A 15,966-nucleotide genomic window follows, 5' to 3' on the forward strand; every position below is an offset into this window, starting at 1 on the left:
GTCCTCTCGGGCAGTGGCTCGGGCAGGGGCTCAGACGGTGGCGAGTGCCGGGGTGACGTGCTGGTTCGCGGGACGGGGGAGGCCGTAGCGCTCCCGGAGGGTGCCGCGGGGGCCGTACTCGGTGCGCAGCAGCCCCCGGGCGCGCAGGATCGGGACGACGTGGTCGACGAAGAGGTCGAGGCCCGAGGGCAGGACGGCCGGCATGATGTTGAAGCCGTCGGCGGCGCCGTGCGTGAACCACTCCTCGATCGCGTCGGCGACCTGCTCGGGCGTCCCGGCGAAGGTGAGGTGACCGCGCCCGCCGCCGAGCCGCCCGACCAGCTGCCGCACGGTGAGGTGCTCGCGCCGGGCCAGCTCGACGATGAGCGTGTAGCGGCTCTTGGCGCCCTCGACGGCGCTCTCCGGGGGCAGGTCGGCCGGAAGCTGGGCATCCAACTCCAGTGTCCCCGGCTCCAGTTGCAGGAGCCTCTCCAGGCGGTCCACGCCGTGCGTGTACACGATGTGGTCCTCGAGGACCTGCTCGTTCGCCCGTGCCTCCGCCTCCGTGGAGCCGATGACGGGGACGATGCCCGGCAGCACCTTGATGTGGTCGGGGTCGCGGCCGGCCGCGGCGGTGCGGGCCTTCAGGTCGGCGTAGAAGTCCTGCGCGTCCTTCAGGGTCTGCTGGGCGGTGAACACCGCCTCCGCGTACCGGGCCGCGAACACCTTGCCGTCCTCCGAGGAGCCCGCCTGCACCAGCAGCGGGTAACCCTGCGGGGAGCGGGGGACGTTGAGGGCACCCTCGACGCTGAAGTACGCCCCCTTGTGCCGGGGCGGGTGCACCTTCGCGTCGTCGCCCCAGACACCGGCCGCCTTGTCGGCGACGATCGCGTCGTCCTCCCAGCTGTCCCACAGCTTCAGCGCCACGTCGAGGAACTCGGCGGCCCGGGCGTACCGCTCGGCGTGCGCGGGCTCGGCGTCCAGACCGAAGTTGCGGGCGGCCTCGGCACCGGCCGTGGTGACGATGTTCCAGCCCGCCCGGCCGCCGCTGATGATGTCCAGGGAGGCGAACTTGCGCGCCAGGTTGTAGGGGGAGTTGTAGGAGGTGGAGGCGGTGGCGATCAGGCCGATGTGCTCGGTCGCGGTGGCCAGCGCGGTGAGCAGGGTGAGGGGTTCCAGGGCGCCGGCCGGGCGCTGGCCGATGGTCCCCCACAGCTGCGGTCCGTCGGCGAGGAAGAGCGAGTCGAAGGTGCCGCGCTCGGCGATCCTCGCCAGCCGTACGTAATGGTCGAGCTCGACGTGGGCGTACGGGTCGCTCTCCGGGAGCCGCCACGACGCCTCGTGGTGGCCGGTGTTCATCAGGAACGCGTTGAGGTGGAGCTGTCTCGAAGTCACTGGTGGTCCTCCGTCACGCCGAGGGCGGCGAGCAGTCGTTCGCGGTACTCGCCCAGCAGCGGATCCCGGTACGAGCGCGGGTGCGGGCGGTCGATGGTCAGGTCGAGGCCGATGCGGCCCCGTTCGAGGACGAGGACCCGGTCGGCGAGCACGATCGCCTCGTCCACGTCGTGGGTGACCAGCAGCACGGACGGCCGGTGGTGCTCCCACAGCTCGCGCAGCAGGGAGTGCATCTTGATGCGGGTGAGCGCGTCCAGGGCGCCGAACGGCTCGTCGGCCAGGAGGAGTTCGGGCTCGCGGACCAGGGAGCGGGCCAGTGCGGCGCGCTGTGCCTCGCCGCCGGACAGCTCGCTCGGCCAGGCCCGTTCGCGGCCCTCCAGGCCCACCTCGGCGAGGGCGGCCCGCCCCTTCCGGGCCGCCTCCTTGCCGTCCAGCCCGAGCAGGACGTTGTCCAGCACCCGCCGCCAGGGCAGCAGCCGGGAGTCCTGGAAGACCACCGACACCCGCTCGGGCGCCGTGAGCTGTCCGCTGCCGGCGACCTCGTGGTCGAGGCCCGCGACGGCGCGCAGCAGGGTGCTCTTGCCGGAGCCGCTGTGCCCGAGGAGGGCGACGAACTGGCCGGCCGGGATGTCGAGGTCGATGCCGTCGAGGACCGTGCGCGTGTCGAAGGAGCGGGTCAGCTCCCGCAGCCGCACGGCGGGACGGGTCAGCTGCTGAGTGTGCGGCGCCACGACAGCACCCTCCGTTCGACGAGACGGACCGCGCTGTCGGAGATCAGACCGAAGACGCCGTAGATGAGGAGGCCGACGAGGATGACGTCCGACTGGCCGTAGTTCTGGGCCTGGAACATCATGTAGCCGAGGCCGCTGGTGGCGTTGATCTGCTCCAGGACGACCAGGCCGAGCCAGGATCCGGTGACGCCGAGCCGCAGCCCGACGAAGAAGCCGGGCAGCGCGCCGGGGATGACGATCTGCCGGATGAACTGGAACTTCGACAGCCCCTGCACCTCGGCGAGCTCGACGAAGCGGTGGTCGATGCCGGACAGCGCGGCGTGCGTGTTGAGGTAGATCGGGATGTAGACGACGATGGCGATGATCGCGATCTTGAAGGTCTCGCCGATGCCCAGCCAGAGGATGAACAGCGGGATCAGACCCAGCGTCGGGATCGCCCGGTTCAGCTGCACCGTCCCGTCGATCAGCGCCTCACCGGTCCGGCTGAGCCCGGAAGCGAGGGCCAGTACGACCCCCGCGGTGAGGCCGATCGCGAACCCGGAGCCCGCCCGCTGGAGCGAGGTCAGGATGTCGTTGGACAGCGTGCCGTCGGTCCACAGGTGGACGCCGGACTCCAGCACCGTCCAGGGCGCCGGGATCGCTCCGGTGTCGAGCCGGCCGGCCGCCGAGGCGGCGGCCCACAGGGCGAGGAGGAGGAGCGGCCCGGCGAGCCGGGTGGCGGGCAGACGCCTGCCGGGGGAGAGCCGACGCCGTCGTCGCACCTGGGGGCGCTCCTCGGCGACGGTCACGGGTACGGCTGCGGTCGTGGTCACGGCGGTCACCTCTGGTACTCCTCGGGTACGGCCTTGGCGGCGATGGACTCGAACCGGTGGTCGAAGAGCGAGTCGACCTTGAACTTCTTCACGAAGCCGCCTTCCGCGAGCAGATCGGCGGTCTCCTGCTCCCACTTGATGGCCTCGGACCAACTCGGCGGGAACAAGGGCTTGTTGGCGAGGGCCGTGATGTCCTTGGCCTGGGCGAGGGACAGGTTCTGCGTCTTGACGTAGAACTCCTCGTTCCAGACGTCGGGGTGCTCGTACTGCCACACCTGGCCCTGGGCCCACTGCGGGACGTAGGCGGCGATCGCGGCGGCCTTCGCGGGATCGTTCAGCACGGACACCGGCGCCCACAGCAGGTTGAGCAGGTCGACGACGTCGGTGGTGATGGTGTGAGCGCCCTTCGAGCCGTACTGCTTCAGGTAGGCCGGCGCCTGGCTGTTGGCGAGCGGGGCGATGTCGACCTGGCCCGACTGGAGCGCGGTGAGGAACTGGTTGCTGGTCAGCGGGACGAGGTTCACGTCGTCGTACTTCAGCCCGGCCTGCTTCAGTGCCCGCAGCAGGACGACGCCCTGTGCCTGGCCCTGCGAGAAGGCGAGTTTCTTTCCCTTGAAGTCCGCGACCGTGCGGATGTCGCTGCCCGGCTTCGTGGCGAAGAGGTAGTTCGGCTTGCGGGTGATGTTGATCGCCACGATCTTCGCGTCGAATCCCTGGTAGTACGCCTGTATCGGCGGAATTCCCGCGTTGTTGGCGACGTCGAGGGACTTGGCGCGGAATGCGTTGATGACATCGGGGCCGGCGCCGATGTTCAGCCAACTCGACACCGTGAACGGTGGCTTGGGCAACTTCGCCAGCCTGAACTGAAGTTGCTGCACCCCCTGATACGAGGCGATCTTGAGCTTCGTGCCGGCGGGAACCTTGTCGGACAGCGGAGCGGTCGAAACCCCTTCGCTGCCGGTGGCGGCGCTGCTCTCGGCGCAGCCGCTCAGCCCGACGGCGGCGGCACCCGCGCCGAGCAGCGAGGTGAGGAAGAGGCGCCGGTCGAAGCCGGACGTGAGCGAAGAAGACATGGGAGGACTCCGGGAGTTCACGGGGAAGAAAGGCATGCCGAATTCCGGGCAGCAGAAGGCCGGAGAAGGGAATTCGCGCAGGGAGGGGTGAGCGCTCGGGGGGCGCGTCAATGCGTCAGCAACAAAGGGTGCGACAGCTCATGAGCAACATGCTCCTGTTCTCGGGGAACGCCTGTCAATATTCGGAGTTTCTGAATTAACTCACTGTGGGTGAGGCACCCAACGGATCCCGGTAGAGGACGTCCAGAACCACGGAACCGCCCGCCGTCGCCGGCACGGAATCGGGAAAACTCGTCGGCACGACCGCGGACGCCCGCTCGGCGCCGACCGCCTCCCGCAGCGCGGCCAGGCAGTCCTCCCGATGGATGACCCCGATCTCCGTGACGACGACACGCTCCGGATTGAGCACGTCGAGCAGCAACTCGGCCGCCTGCCCCACCATCCGGGCCCGCTCCACGAGCAGCCGTACGGCCACCGGGTCGCCGGCCGCCGCGGCGGTCAGCACATGCATCGGGTTCACGCCGTCGATGACGCCCGCCTCCCGGGCCCGCCGGCACAGCGTCCGCTCGCTCAGCTCGACCTGGAGGCAGCCGACCCGCCCGCACGCGCACGGCTCCGTGCCACCGGCGAGCGGGAGATGGGCGATGGAGCCCGCCTGCGAGCGCGGCCCGTGGTGCACCTCGTCGTGAGTGGCGAACGCCGCGTCGACCATGTTGCCGACGAACAGGTGCAGGACACTGCGGCTGCCCCGCGCCCGCCCGAACAGCCGCTCGGCGTTGACCAGGGCGCGCGCGTGCCCGTCCACATGGACCGGCAGCCCGGTGCGGGCGCGGACCGTCTCCCGCACCGCCACGTCCCGCCAGCCGAGCAGCGGGTGTTCGACGATGGTCCCGGAGTCCCGGTCCACCCAGCCGCCCGCGGCCACGCCCACGCCCAGCGGCCGGCTGCCGGGGACCTCGGCGAGCAGCGCGCCCAGGCCGTCGGCGGCTCGCGCCAGCACCTCGCGCGGATCGGTACGCCCGTGCTTCAGCCGCCGCTCGGCCACCACCCGGCCGCGCAGATCGAGCAGCGCGACCGTGGTGTACGGCACCGCGATGTGCAGCCCGCCCACCACGAACCGCGAGTCGTCCAACTCGACCGGCACGTGCGGCCGGCCCACTCCGCCCGAACGGCGGGGCGCGGCGGACTCCCGGAGGAGGCCGAGCTCGGCGAGCCGGGCGCAGTGGTCGGTCACCGAAGCCGGGGACAGCCCGGTCACCCGGGCGATGGTGCTGCGCGCGACCGGCCCGTGCTCCAGTACGGAGCGCAGGACGACACTGGCGCTGGTGCGCCGCCGGTCGGGATCGGCGACGCGGGGGACGGGGGACATCAGGGTGGTTGCCGCGGTACGGGGCATGGGAATCTTCCTCGGGGCCGGTCCGACACTGCGCCGTTCGGAGATGAGGCGCGGCGGATCGACTCCGCCCGCCTCACCCCTCCTTGAGGGCTCGCGGACGGCGACAGGCGGTGGCGCCGACGCGTCGCAGGTCGACGTATCGACGCGACGAGAAGTTCCGGGCCTGGGCAACCATGTGCACGAAGGTAGCGAAAGGGGCCCGCCGCTGCCCAGACGGCGTCCGACGGGCGAGACGGAGGTCCGGAGGGGATGGGTGAAACTCCACAGTCGAGATCGTCACCTCCCGTGTGACGCGGGCGTCTTCAACTCGGTGACCGGTATCACGCCGTACCGCGTGTAACCAGCACTCTTTGTCCGGAGCCCACCAACGTCCCGTTGCACCCTTTGTCGAGCGCTGACGGTGATCGGCGCGCGGGCGCCGGGATAACGTCACCGGGTCCCCAACTGCCCTCACCTCCGCGGAGTCCCCATGAGCACCGCCGCCGTCACGTCCATTCGCCCCGGGACGGTCCTCGCCGACCTGCTCCCGGCCTCCCGGGTCCGGGACATCGCCCTGGTCGTCGGCGGCGCCGCGCTCACCGGCCTCGCGGCCCAGATCTCCGTGCCCGTCCCGGGCTCCCCGGTGCCGGTGACCGGGCAGACGTTCGCCGCGCTGCTGGTCGGCACGACGCTCGGCGCGGGCCGCGGCTTCCTGTCCCTCGCCCTGTACGCGTTGGCGGGCGTCGTGGGCGTGCCGTGGTTCGCGAGCGGTACCTCCGGCGCGGGCGCCGTCTCCTTCGGCTACGTCCTGGGCATGATCCTCGCGTCCACCGTCGTCGGCGCCCTGGCCCGCCGTGGCGCCGACCGCGACGTATGGCGCGTGGCGGGCACGATGCTGGTGGGCGAGGCGATCATCTACGCGATCGGCGTCCCGTACCTGGCCTACGCCGCCGGCATCTCCGCCTCCGCGGCGATCGCGGCCGGCCTCACCCCGTTCCTGATCGGCGACGCCCTGAAGGCCGCCCTGGCGATGGGCCTGCTGCCCACCGCCTGGAGGCTCGTCAAGCGCTGATCCCGTAGTTCCGGATGAAGAGGTTCGCCGGGTCGCACTGCGACTTGACCCCGGCGAGCCTCTTCGCCGTCTCCGCGTCGTACAGTCCATCGCCCCGGTCACCGGCCCCGAAGGCGAAGTTGAGCAACCGCCCGAGCGCGTCCGGCGCGAGCAGGACGAAGGCCGGATCGAGGATCGAGCGGGCGGCCTCCCGGTCCCCGACGGTCAACACCCGTACCAGGAAACGCCCGTCGCGGTACGCCACCGCGTTCGGCGCGCTGCGCGCCAGCGCCCCGCCCAGATGGTTGACCTGGACGACGCATCGCCGGATCGACCTGACCTCTGTCGAACGCGAGCGAACCGCCGTAGAGCCGTCGCACCGGTACGAGACCGATCTCCACCGAGTGGTGTGGTCGTCCGCGTAGCCGAACTCGCGGGCCAGGATGCCGAGTCCGCCGCCCAGCGTGTACGACACGGCGTCGACCGACGGGGCCGATCCGTTGAGTGACGCCAGCCCGTGGGGCTCGGCGGCCGCGACGACCGCGCCGCAGCGCACGCCCGCCTGGACGTGGACGGTGCGTGCGTCGGGATCGACGCGCACGCCGTCCATGCGCCGGGTGCTGACGAGGACACCGCCCGCCGAGGCGCCGGGCAGCCCGTGCCCGGTGGTGGACGCCGACCGGGAGGTCCCGTTCGGCCGCGTACCGCATGGCAGCGGTCATGTCGGCTGCGCGGGAGGCGGCCACGACGAGGGCGGGCCGCTGGGTGAACCCGGTCGCGGGTGTTTCCGTGGTTGCCGGTCAGCCCTCCAGTCCCCGCGGCCGCTGCCGCGACCACCACACTCCGGCCGCGCCCGCCGCGATCAGGGCGGCACCGGCCCCGCCGAGCGTCATGAGGTCCTCCCGGGCGCCGGTCTCGGCGAGTTCGTCACCGCCGGGCGCCACGGGCTTGTTGTCGGTGCCGAGGAGCAGCGGGGTGGCCGGGGCGTTGGGTGACGGGTTCGTCGTACCGAACGGCACCGGGCCCTGCTGCCAGAACGTCTTCTTCCCGTCGGCCGTCTGCACGGGCACACAGACCTTGCCGGTCCTGCCCAGGTCGAACGTCGCGTCGACGGCGTACGACTTGGACCGGCCGGCCGCCAGGTTGTCGATGGGGCAGGAGAAACCGCTGTTCGAGCCCTTGGGGAGATTCTTTTTTTCGATTGGTGAACAGCCCTGAACATTTTTGACCGTCAGGCCGTCGAAACCAACGACCAAAAGCCTGATCTTGCCGCTGTCCTTGGTCCCTTCATTCTTCACCGTGGCGGTAATCGCCGTAACCTGGGACTTGTTGTCGACCGAGATCCTCTCGGGCAACAGCGTGGTCAGCTTCACGCCCGCGGGCACCGCGTCAACAGGCTTTCCCCCCTTGCCGCTCGCGGGTCCCGGGTCGTCGGCCCCGGCTGTGCCGGAAAGAATCAGCACCGCCGAGAACGATGCTGCGACCAGCGAACCCGCGATGGCCGTGGTGCGACGAGAACTCATGTTCACTTCCCCCTTGCTTCCCCCTGACTGCGCCTGAATTCGCAGTACTTGAAGAGTTACCACAAGATTTCTCGGCACTATGCTGATACGCCGGGAAGTGTGACCATTGTGTGCCGTTGGGGTCTGTTCGGAGCGCCGTGGAGGGGGTGCAGCGGATTGCCGGGAGACACGGGGAATACGAGGGGCGGCGGGGTTCCGGGGCTACTGGTGACCGGCCGCTACCGACTGGTCGAAAGTATCGGCCAGGGGGGAATGGGACGGGTGTGGCGGGCGGTCGACGAAATGCTCGACCGGCTGGTCGCCGTCAAGGAAATGCGGATCGACGGCCTGGACGCGGAGGACACCCGCACCCGCCGCGAACGCGCCCTGCGCGAGGCACGCGCGACGGCGCGCATCGACCACCCCAACGTCGTACGGGTCTACGACGTCGTGGACGAGGGCGAACGCCTGTGGATCGTCATGGAGCTCATCCACGGACGTTCCCTGGAACGCATCATGGCGGAGGACGGCCCCCTGGGGCCGCTGGAAGCGGCGCGGACCGGACTGGAACTGATCGCGGCACTGCGCGAGGTGCACGCCGGGGGAGTGCTGCACCGGGACATCAAACCGGGCAACGTCCTCGTCGAGGGCACCGGACGCCGACGGGTCGTCCTGACGGACTTCGGCATCGCCGCGATCGAGGACACGACCGCGCTCACCATGGTCGGCATGCTCGTCGGCTCCCCCGACTACATGGCCCCCGAACGGGTCTCCGGCCGCCCTCAGGGCCCTCCTTCCGACCTATGGTCCCTCGGTGCGACCCTCTGCGCGTCCCTGGCCGGCCACTCCCCCTTCTCCCGGGACACGACCCTGGCCACGCTGCACGCGGTCCTCTACGAGGAACCAGAACTCCCGCCCACAGCAGGGCCGTTGACGGCTCCCCTCGCGCACCTCCTGCACAAGGACCCTACGGCCCGCCCGACCCTGGACACCTTGGAGTCGGCCCTGCGTGAGGTGGCGTACCCGGCGCCCACACCGACGTTGGCCGGGGAGGCGGTGAGCGGGGACCTGGGTGCGGCCGCTGCGGAACCTCCCGGCTCTGTCGATGAGCCCGAGCGCCCGGAAGACGCGGTGCCCGCCGCCGATGGTGAGCCGGTGGGGGAGGACGCGGGTCCTTCGGAGGTCGACTCGGACTCCCCGGCCGCCGGCTCTCCCTCAGCGGCGCCCGATGACAACGCGGAGCCCCCGGAGGGAGGCGACTCTCCGGCGGCCGTCCCGGACCCCCGCTCGGCGGTCCAGCCGGACATGCCGACCGTCACCGCCACCCCCTCCACCCCGACGGTCACCGCCACCCCCTCCACCCCGACCGTCACCGCCACCCCCTCCACTCCCACCGCCCGCGCCATACCGGCCCCTCCCCGTCGCGCGCCCGGTGTCTCCCTCTCCCGGGAGGAAGCGGTGACCGAGGAGCGGCCGGAGCCGCGTTCCACGCTGGAGTTTCGCCGCGCTTCCACACCGCGGCCGGCCCCTCGCCCCGAGGCGGCCGCGGCGCACGGCACGGCAGGAGCATCCGGAGGCGAACTTCCCGGCCCCGCCCTGCCCGCGAGGCCCGCCACGCCCTCCTCCTCCCGCACCCGAGGTCGCCGCCGTACCGCCCTCCTCGCCGCCGCGGGCGTCCTCACGGCCGGTGCCGTCGTCACCGGTGTCGTGCTCGCGTCGCCGTCGGGATCGCCGGACGGGACCAGGGCGGGCCCCACCCGGACCACGACACCCGCCACCGTGGCCGGCCGCACCCCCTCCGCCACCGTCGAGGGCACCTCCAAGCCCCCGAGCCTGCCGCCAGGCGCGCACGAGGAGGCCGGTGGGTTCGCGTGGGTCACGCCGAAGGGGTGGCGGCGGGACATGAAGACGGGCGCCGAGGTGCACTACACGTCACCCGACGGCAGGCAGGAACTCGTCGGCAAGTCCTCCCTCGCCCGCGGCGACCTGATGGAGACCTGGGAGAGCTCGGAGGAGAGTGCCCACCAGGGCCGGGCGTACCGCAAGATCCGCCTGGCGGAGACCACGTTCAGGGACCACCCGGCCGTCGTCTGGGAGTACACCTTCACCCTCCAGGGCACCCCCTGGCACGCCCGCCTCCTCGGCTTCAACGCGCACGGGAAGTCGTACCAGGTCAACATCTGGTACCGGCCCGACGCCGAACCCGAGGCCCTCGAGACCTACGACGAGGTCAAGGACAGCTTCACCCTCCTCTGAACACCCACCGACACCCACCGACGCCCACCGACACCGCACGACGAAGGGCCCCACGGTGTCGTCCACCGCAGGGCCCCGCCGAGTCGCTGGGCGTCAGTCGCGTGCCTCGCCCGCGGCCGCCGCCTGCGCCGGGTCGGCCGACACGGCCTCGCCCTTGCCGAGCTTCTCCTTGGCGAAGGCGATGGCGAGCACGACCCCTGCCACGAGCAGCGACAACAGCACCGTCTCGCGCCCGTCGTGCTCCGTGTCCGTCAGCATGTAGCCGAGGACGAAGACGATCAGCGCGGCCGTCGCCCAGGTCAGGTACGGGTACAGCCACATCTTCACGACCAGCTTCTCCGGCGCCTCGGCCTGGATGATCCTCCGCATCCGCAGCTGCGAGAAGCAGATGACCAGCCACACGAACAGGGCCACCGCACCACTGGAGTTCACCAGGAACAGGAAGACCGAGTCCGGGAACTTGTAGTTGAAGAAGACCGCCACGAAGCCGAACACGACCGACGACACGATCGCCGCCATCGGCACACCCCGGGACGTGGTCTTCGCGAACGCCTTCGGCGCGTCTCCGCGCTGCCCGAGCGAGAAGGCCATGCGCGAGGCCGTGTACAGACCGGAGTTCAGACAGGACAGCACCGACGTCAGCACGATGAAGTTCATGATCTGGCCGGCGTGCGCGATCCCCAGGGAGTCCAGCGCGGCCACGTACGAGCCCTTGTCCGCGATCGACTTGTCGTCCCACGGCAGCAGGGTGACCACGACGAAGATCGAGCCGAGGTAGAAGACACCGATACGCCAGATGATGCTGTTGGTCGACTTGGTCACGGCCCGCTGCGGATCCTCCGACTCACCGGCCGCCAGGGTCGCGATCTCGCTGCCCATGAAGGAGAAGACGACCAGCAGCACACCGGTGAGGATGGCGCCGGGCCCGTTCGGCAGGAAGCCGCCGTGGCCCGTGAGGTTGGACAGCCCCGCCTTGTCGCTGTCGACACCGGGCAGCACGCCGAACACGGCGAGAGCGCCGATGACGATGAACGCACCGATCGCCACGACCTTGATCCCGGCGAACCAGAACTCGAACTCGCCGTAGGACCCCACGGAGACGAGGTTGGTGGCGGTCAGGACCATCATCACGATGAGCGCCCAGCCCCACTGCGGTACGGCGGGGATCCATCCCTCGAGGATCTTGGCCCCGGCGGTCGCCTCGACCGCGAGCACGACGACCCAGAAGAACCAGTACAGCCAGCCGATGGAGAAACCGGCCCAGCGGCCCAGCGCGCGATCGGCGTGCGCCGAGAAGGAACCCGACGTGGGGTTCGCGGCGGACATCTCGCCGAGCATCCGCATCACCAGCACCACCAGGGTGCCGACGAGCGCGTACGACAGCAGGATGCCCGGGCCGGCCGTGGCGATGCCGGAGCTGGAACCGACGAAGAGGCCGGCGCCGATGACACCGCCGATGGCGATCATCGACAGATGTCGGTTCTTGAGTCCTGCCTGGAGGCCGGAACCGGGTTCGCCGGATCCTCCGGAGCCTTCAGGGCCGTTTCCGGCCTTCGTCAGGGTCGGCTGCGAAGTCATGGGACGGTTTTCCTTTGCGCCGTGTGAGCTGTCTCCCGTACGAGCGGTGTACGAGTCGGTCCAGTGAAACGGAGGTCACTGAATTCTTGAACCTCTGATTCCGGATCGTTACTTGAGGTTTTCCTGAGCTTTCATGCCAAGGCTCAAGATTTTCGAGAGATGCAACCCTGGGCTGCTGCCCAGAAACTCTCGTGTCACACTCGGACCATGCGCGTGTACCTCGGTTCCGACCATGCCGGCCTCGAACTCAAGAACCACCTCGTCGAGTGGCTCAAGGAGGCCGGCCACGAGCCCGTCGACTGCGGGCCCCACATCTACGACGCCCTGGACGACTACCCGCCCTTCTGCCTCCGCGCCGCGGAGCGGACGGCCGCGGACTCCGACGCCCTCGGCATCGTCATCGGCGGTTCCGGCAATGGCGAGCAGATCGCCGCGAACAAGGTGAAGGGTGTGCGGGCGGCCCTCGCCTGGAGCGAGGAGACCGCGTCCCTGGGCCGGCAGCACAACAACGCCAACGTCGTCGCGGTCGGTGCGCGCATGCACACCCAGGAGGAGGCGACGAAGTTCGTCGAGACCTTCCTCAACACCCCGTTCTCGGGTGACGAGCGTCACATCCGCCGCATCGACATGCTGGCGGACTACGAGACGACGGGCGACCTCCCGCCCATTCCGGCACACCACCCGCAGCAGTAGTCGTCAAGAACGAGGCCCGCCCGTGGCCGAAGGTCACGGGCGGGTGGGTGGGAAAGGAAACTCCCCGTGCCAGAGGGGCACACGATCCACCGGCTCGCGCAGGACTACGCGACCCGCTTCACCGGCGTCACCCGTGTCAGCAGCCCGCAGGGCAAGTTCTCCGACTCCGCCGCCCTCCTCGACGGCGCCCGCCTGCACACCACCGACGCCCACGGCAAACACCTCTTCCTGGGCTTCGCCGAGTCCTGGATCCACATCCACCTCGGCCTCTTCGGCAAGGTCACCTTCGGCGACGCCCCCGCACCACCGCCCACGGACACCGTCCGCCTGCGCCTCGCCGACGACACCGCGTACGTCGACCTGCGCGGTCCCACCACCTGCTCCCTGATCACGGACGCCGAGAAGCAGGCGATACACGAGCGCCTCGGCCCGGACCCGCTCCGCACGGACGCCGACCCGCGCACCGCGTACCGCAGGATCTCCCGCAGCCGTACGACGATCGCCGCCCTGCTGATGGACCAGAAGGTCATCGCCGGCGTCGGCAACGTCTACCGCGCCGAGGTCCTCTTCCGGCACCGCATCGACCCCTACCGCGCCGGCAAGGACATCACCCCGGCCGAGTGGAACGCCGTGTGGGCCGACCTCGTCGCCCTGATGCGCGAGGGCGTGCGGAACAACCGCATCGACACCGTCCGCCCGGAACACACCCCGGAGGCGATGGGCCGCCCGCCCCGGGTCGACGACCACGGCGGTGAGGTGTACGTCTACCGCAGGGCCAACCTGCCCTGCCACCTGTGCGGCGGCGGGATCCGCACCGCCGACCTCGCCGCCCGCAACCTCTTCTGGTGCCCCACCTGTCAGAAGAACTGACGCGCCGGCGGCACCGCCGCAGCCGGGCCGCTCAGAACCCGTGCGGCAGCCAGGGCGCCACCGACGATCCGAACCCCACCGAGGCCTCCGCCAGCGCCCCCCGCCGTTCCTCACGCACCCGCCCGGCCGCCGCCAGCGAACCCAGGCTCACACCGCCGAGGTAGGCAGCCCCCAACTCCCGTACGGTCAGGGTGAGATCGGCCTTCTCGGTCGTACGGGAGCAGGACGCGCCCTTGGTGTCGCCGCTCAGCCGCCACCGGCCCGCGTTCCACGGGCAGAACGCGTCCTCCACCTCGAACACCACGTCCAGCGGCGCCTGATACGTCCGTGCCTCCAGCGCGGCGCCCACGTCCACCAGCCGTACGTGCAGCGAGTCCCGCACGCGCACGCCGCACCGCCGGATGTCCGACACCATGTGCAGCCACCCCTCGTCCGTCGGCCGCCCCCGCGCGACGAGCGTCGACGTCAGGTCGATGTCGAACAGGAACCGGTACAGCGCCGCGTGCGCCGCGGGGTCGAGCGCCTCCGTGGAGTGCACGACGACCTTGCCTTCGGGACCGCGGGAGTTCCAGTCCGGCTTCACCCGGAACCGTACGAAGCCCACGACCTCGCCGTCCCGCTCCGCGACCACGCACTGAAGCGGTGACGCCCCGTCCCGGTCGCGCTCCGGGTCGAGCAGGAACAGCCGCTCCCAGCCGGGCAGCCGCTGCACCATCCCGGGACGCTCGGGCACCTTCCGGGCGTACAACGCCTCGCACTCGTCGAGCACATCGGCCGGCGCCGCGTACCGCAGGCGTACGTCGTCCGTGCCGGGCGGCACCGACAGCCGTACCCGGCTGGTGTCGACCTCGGCGTAGAGATTGTGGGTGGCGATGCCGTACCCGAACCGCCCGTAGATGGCGGGCTCGGACGCCGTCAGTACCGCGAGGGGCCAGCCCCACGCACTGACGTCGTCCAACTGGCGGCGCATCATCGACGTCAGCAGCCCGCGCCTGCGGTGCGTCGCGGCAACGCTGACCATCGTCACGCCCGCCGCGGGCACCGACGCTCCGCCCGGCACGGTCAGCCGGAAGCTGAACGCCCCGGCCGTTCCCACGCACATGTCGCCGTCCCACGCCCCGAGTGAACGGTCGAACTCGGTGAGCGCGCGCCACAGTGCGCGCTCCTCCGACGACTCCGCGACCCCGCCGAAGGCGAGGAGCAGGCTGTCGTACCACTGGTCCCATTCGTCCCGCCGCAGGACTCGCAGGTCGACGGCGGAATCGCTAGCGTCAGTGCCCATGCACCATGCCTACCAGGACTTTGTCGGGACGAGCGAGGCAATTTCGCCGGGTCTCACCCGCGTTGGCACTTCGGATAGTTCACTGTGAAGTTGAACCTCGGACGGGGGACAAGTGGGACCTCCCGTGCCAAGCAGCTGGTCCGATGGATAGGGTCCCGAACTAATGACAGCAGGACGAGAGCGGCGCGCGGAGGCCGAGACGTTCACGGCCCGGTTGAAGCACCAGCTGCACCGGGTCCGCACCGGCGTGCGCCGAAGCGCCGTCGACTACTTCCGCGGGGACGGCTCGGACTGGATCGCGCTGGCCGGTCTGCTGATCACCATCCCGATCATCGCGGCCACCACGCTCGCCAACTCGGTGTGGTGCTCACCGGCCGCGCTGGTCCTGCCGATCGTCGCGGGCGGTCTGCTGCTGCGCCCGGCCAGCCTGCTCGGCCTGTACGCGGCGGCAGCCACCGCGCTGATCGTGGAGTCGGTGCAGCTGGGCCCGTACACGCAGGGTCCGTCACGAGTCACCCCGGGTGTGGTGCTGGTGGTCGCGGCCTGCGGCTTCTTCGGCCTGCTGATCGCACAGTTCCGCAGCCGGGTCGGCGTGCCCTGGCGGCGCGGCGGCACGATGCTCTTCGACCTGCGCGAACGCATCCGCGTCCAGAGCAAGCTGCCGAGTCTGCCGCAGGGCTGGCACCGCGAGATGGCGCTGCGGCCGGCCGGCGGTCAGTCGTTCTCCGGTGACTTCGTCGTCGCGGCCCGTACCAACGGCGGGCGCACCCTGGAGGTCGTCCTCACGGACGTCTCGGGCAAGGGCATGGACGCCGGCTCGCGGGCGCTGCTGCTGTCCGGCGCGTTCGGGGGCCTGCTCGGCTCGCTCCCGCCGCACGCCTTCCTCCCGGCCGCCAACGGCTATCTCCTGCGCCAGGACTGGGAGGAGGGCTTCGCGACCTCCATCCACCTGGTCCTGGACCTGGACTCCGGCGACTACGAGCTCTACTCCGCCGGACACCCCCCGGGGCTGCAACTCAGCGCCGGCAGCGGCCGTTGGGAGGAGAAGGCCGCCGAGGGCCCCCTGCTCGGTGTGTACGACGGCGCCCAGTTCGACCCCGTGAAGGGATCCCTGCGCCCCGGCGATGTGTTGATGCTGTTCACGGACGGTCTGGTGGAGACGTCCGACCGCGACATCGTCGAAGGCATCGACCGCCTCACCGGCGAGGCCGACCGCTATGTGGCAGGCGGCTTCCACGGCGCCGCCTGGCACCTCATCGAGGCGGTCGCGAAGGACGTCAACGACGACCGGGCCCTGCTGCTGATCTGCCGGGAAGGACCCACGGCCCACGCGGCGCTGCGCTGAGCCGCACCACGGTGCTCGCGCGCG

13 protein-coding genes and 1 pseudogene are annotated in these 15,966 nt (G+C 70.7%); 5 read left to right on the forward strand and 9 right to left on the reverse strand.

All coding sequences use genetic code 11. The annotated features are described in order from the left end of the window. Positions 1-30 precede the first annotated feature (30 nt). From IG99_RS19035 to IG99_RS19055, 5 genes are all read right to left on the reverse strand, one after another. Positions 31-1,374, reverse strand: a complete 1,344-nt coding sequence (locus IG99_RS19035; RefSeq protein WP_037675558.1) for an LLM class flavin-dependent oxidoreductase — start codon at positions 1,372-1,374, stop codon at positions 31-33. After that, positions 1,371-2,105, reverse strand: coding sequence for an ABC transporter ATP-binding protein (locus IG99_RS19040; protein ID WP_037675559.1), 735 nt, complete (start codon positions 2,103-2,105; stop codon positions 1,371-1,373). The genes IG99_RS19035 and IG99_RS19040 overlap by 4 nt, the downstream gene beginning before the upstream one ends. Continuing rightward, the gene (locus tag IG99_RS19045; protein ID WP_037675561.1) at positions 2,081-2,926 is read right to left on the reverse strand and encodes an ABC transporter permease; all 846 of its coding nucleotides are present in this window, start codon (positions 2,924-2,926) and stop codon (positions 2,081-2,083) included. The genes IG99_RS19040 and IG99_RS19045 overlap by 25 nt, the downstream gene beginning before the upstream one ends. Further along, complete coding sequence (locus IG99_RS19050; RefSeq protein WP_037675563.1) at positions 2,923-3,990, reverse strand: ABC transporter substrate-binding protein; 1,068 nt, start codon at positions 3,988-3,990, stop codon at positions 2,923-2,925. The genes IG99_RS19045 and IG99_RS19050 overlap by 4 nt, the downstream gene beginning before the upstream one ends. A gap of 196 nt (positions 3,991-4,186) precedes the next feature. Beyond that, entirely contained in the window at positions 4,187-5,386 is a 1,200-nt protein-coding gene (locus IG99_RS19055; protein WP_037675564.1) for an ROK family transcriptional regulator, read from the reverse strand. A gap of 469 nt (positions 5,387-5,855) precedes the next feature. On the opposite strand from IG99_RS19055, the gene IG99_RS19060 reads away from it, so the two are divergent. After that, positions 5,856-6,437: a biotin transporter BioY gene (locus tag IG99_RS19060; RefSeq protein ID WP_037675565.1), complete on the forward strand. Its 582-nt coding sequence runs from the start codon at positions 5,856-5,858 to the stop codon at positions 6,435-6,437. On the opposite strand, the pseudogene IG99_RS19065 reads toward IG99_RS19060, so the two are convergent. Further along, positions 6,427-7,162 (reverse strand): annotated as a pseudogene (locus IG99_RS19065) (FAD-binding oxidoreductase). The gene IG99_RS19060 and the pseudogene IG99_RS19065 sit on opposite strands and share 11 nt — an antisense overlap. A gap of 54 nt (positions 7,163-7,216) precedes the next feature. Then, positions 7,217-7,939, reverse strand: coding sequence for a hypothetical protein (locus IG99_RS19070; RefSeq protein ID WP_037675566.1), 723 nt, complete (start codon positions 7,937-7,939; stop codon positions 7,217-7,219). A gap of 252 nt (positions 7,940-8,191) precedes the next feature. On the opposite strand from IG99_RS19070, the gene IG99_RS19075 reads away from it, so the two are divergent. Further along, positions 8,192-10,174 (forward strand): serine/threonine-protein kinase, encoded by a 1,983-nt coding sequence (locus IG99_RS19075; RefSeq protein ID WP_037675914.1) that lies wholly within the window; start codon positions 8,192-8,194, stop codon positions 10,172-10,174. 93 nt (positions 10,175-10,267) lie between these two features. Here IG99_RS19075 and IG99_RS19080 read toward each other — a convergent pair whose 3' ends face one another. Beyond that, entirely contained in the window at positions 10,268-11,752 is a 1,485-nt protein-coding gene (locus IG99_RS19080) for an amino acid permease (RefSeq protein ID WP_037675568.1), read from the reverse strand. 207 nt (positions 11,753-11,959) lie between these two features. Here IG99_RS19080 and IG99_RS19085 point away from each other — a divergent pair, with 207 nt between their 5' ends. Beyond that, complete coding sequence (locus IG99_RS19085; protein ID WP_037675569.1) at positions 11,960-12,445, forward strand: ribose-5-phosphate isomerase; 486 nt, start codon at positions 11,960-11,962, stop codon at positions 12,443-12,445. A 66-nt stretch (positions 12,446-12,511) separates the two neighbouring features. Continuing rightward, positions 12,512-13,315: an Fpg/Nei family DNA glycosylase gene (locus IG99_RS19090; protein ID WP_037675570.1), complete on the forward strand. Its 804-nt coding sequence runs from the start codon at positions 12,512-12,514 to the stop codon at positions 13,313-13,315. Positions 13,316-13,346: 31 nt separating this feature from the next. Here IG99_RS19090 and IG99_RS19095 read toward each other — a convergent pair whose 3' ends face one another. Then, complete coding sequence (locus tag IG99_RS19095) at positions 13,347-14,597, reverse strand: GNAT family N-acetyltransferase (RefSeq protein WP_051865565.1); 1,251 nt, start codon at positions 14,595-14,597, stop codon at positions 13,347-13,349. Between the two features lie 163 nt (positions 14,598-14,760). Here IG99_RS19095 and IG99_RS19100 point away from each other — a divergent pair, with 163 nt between their 5' ends. Next, positions 14,761-15,942, forward strand: a complete 1,182-nt coding sequence (locus IG99_RS19100; protein ID WP_037675572.1) for a PP2C family protein-serine/threonine phosphatase — start codon at positions 14,761-14,763, stop codon at positions 15,940-15,942. Positions 15,943-15,966 lie beyond the last annotated feature (24 nt).

This window comes from Streptomyces griseus subsp. griseus (genome assembly GCF_000720255.1).
GTDB lineage: Bacteria > Actinomycetota > Actinomycetes > Streptomycetales > Streptomycetaceae > Streptomyces > Streptomyces griseus_I.

What these genes read in the sequence shown, in the direction of transcription:
- IG99_RS19050 (WP_037675563.1), bottom strand. Translation starts at nt 3,990, where the DNA reads ATGTCTTCTTCGCTCACGTCCGGCTTCGACCGGCGCCTCTTCCTCACC.
- IG99_RS19055 (WP_037675564.1), bottom strand. Translation starts at nt 5,386, where the DNA reads ATGCCCCGTACCGCGGCAACCACCCTGATGTCCCCCGTCCCCCGCGTC.
- IG99_RS19060 (WP_037675565.1), top strand. Translation starts at nt 5,856, where the DNA reads ATGAGCACCGCCGCCGTCACGTCCATTCGCCCCGGGACGGTCCTCGCC.
- IG99_RS19070 (WP_037675566.1), bottom strand. Translation starts at nt 7,939, where the DNA reads ATGAGTTCTCGTCGCACCACGGCCATCGCGGGTTCGCTGGTCGCAGCA.
- IG99_RS19075 (WP_037675914.1), top strand. Translation starts at nt 8,192, where the DNA reads ATGGGACGGGTGTGGCGGGCGGTCGACGAAATGCTCGACCGGCTGGTC.
- IG99_RS19080 (WP_037675568.1), bottom strand. Translation starts at nt 11,752, where the DNA reads ATGACTTCGCAGCCGACCCTGACGAAGGCCGGAAACGGCCCTGAAGGC.
- IG99_RS19085 (WP_037675569.1), top strand. Translation starts at nt 11,960, where the DNA reads ATGCGCGTGTACCTCGGTTCCGACCATGCCGGCCTCGAACTCAAGAAC.
- IG99_RS19095 (WP_051865565.1), bottom strand. Translation starts at nt 14,597, where the DNA reads ATGGGCACTGACGCTAGCGATTCCGCCGTCGACCTGCGAGTCCTGCGG.
- IG99_RS19100 (WP_037675572.1), top strand. Translation starts at nt 14,761, where the DNA reads ATGACAGCAGGACGAGAGCGGCGCGCGGAGGCCGAGACGTTCACGGCC.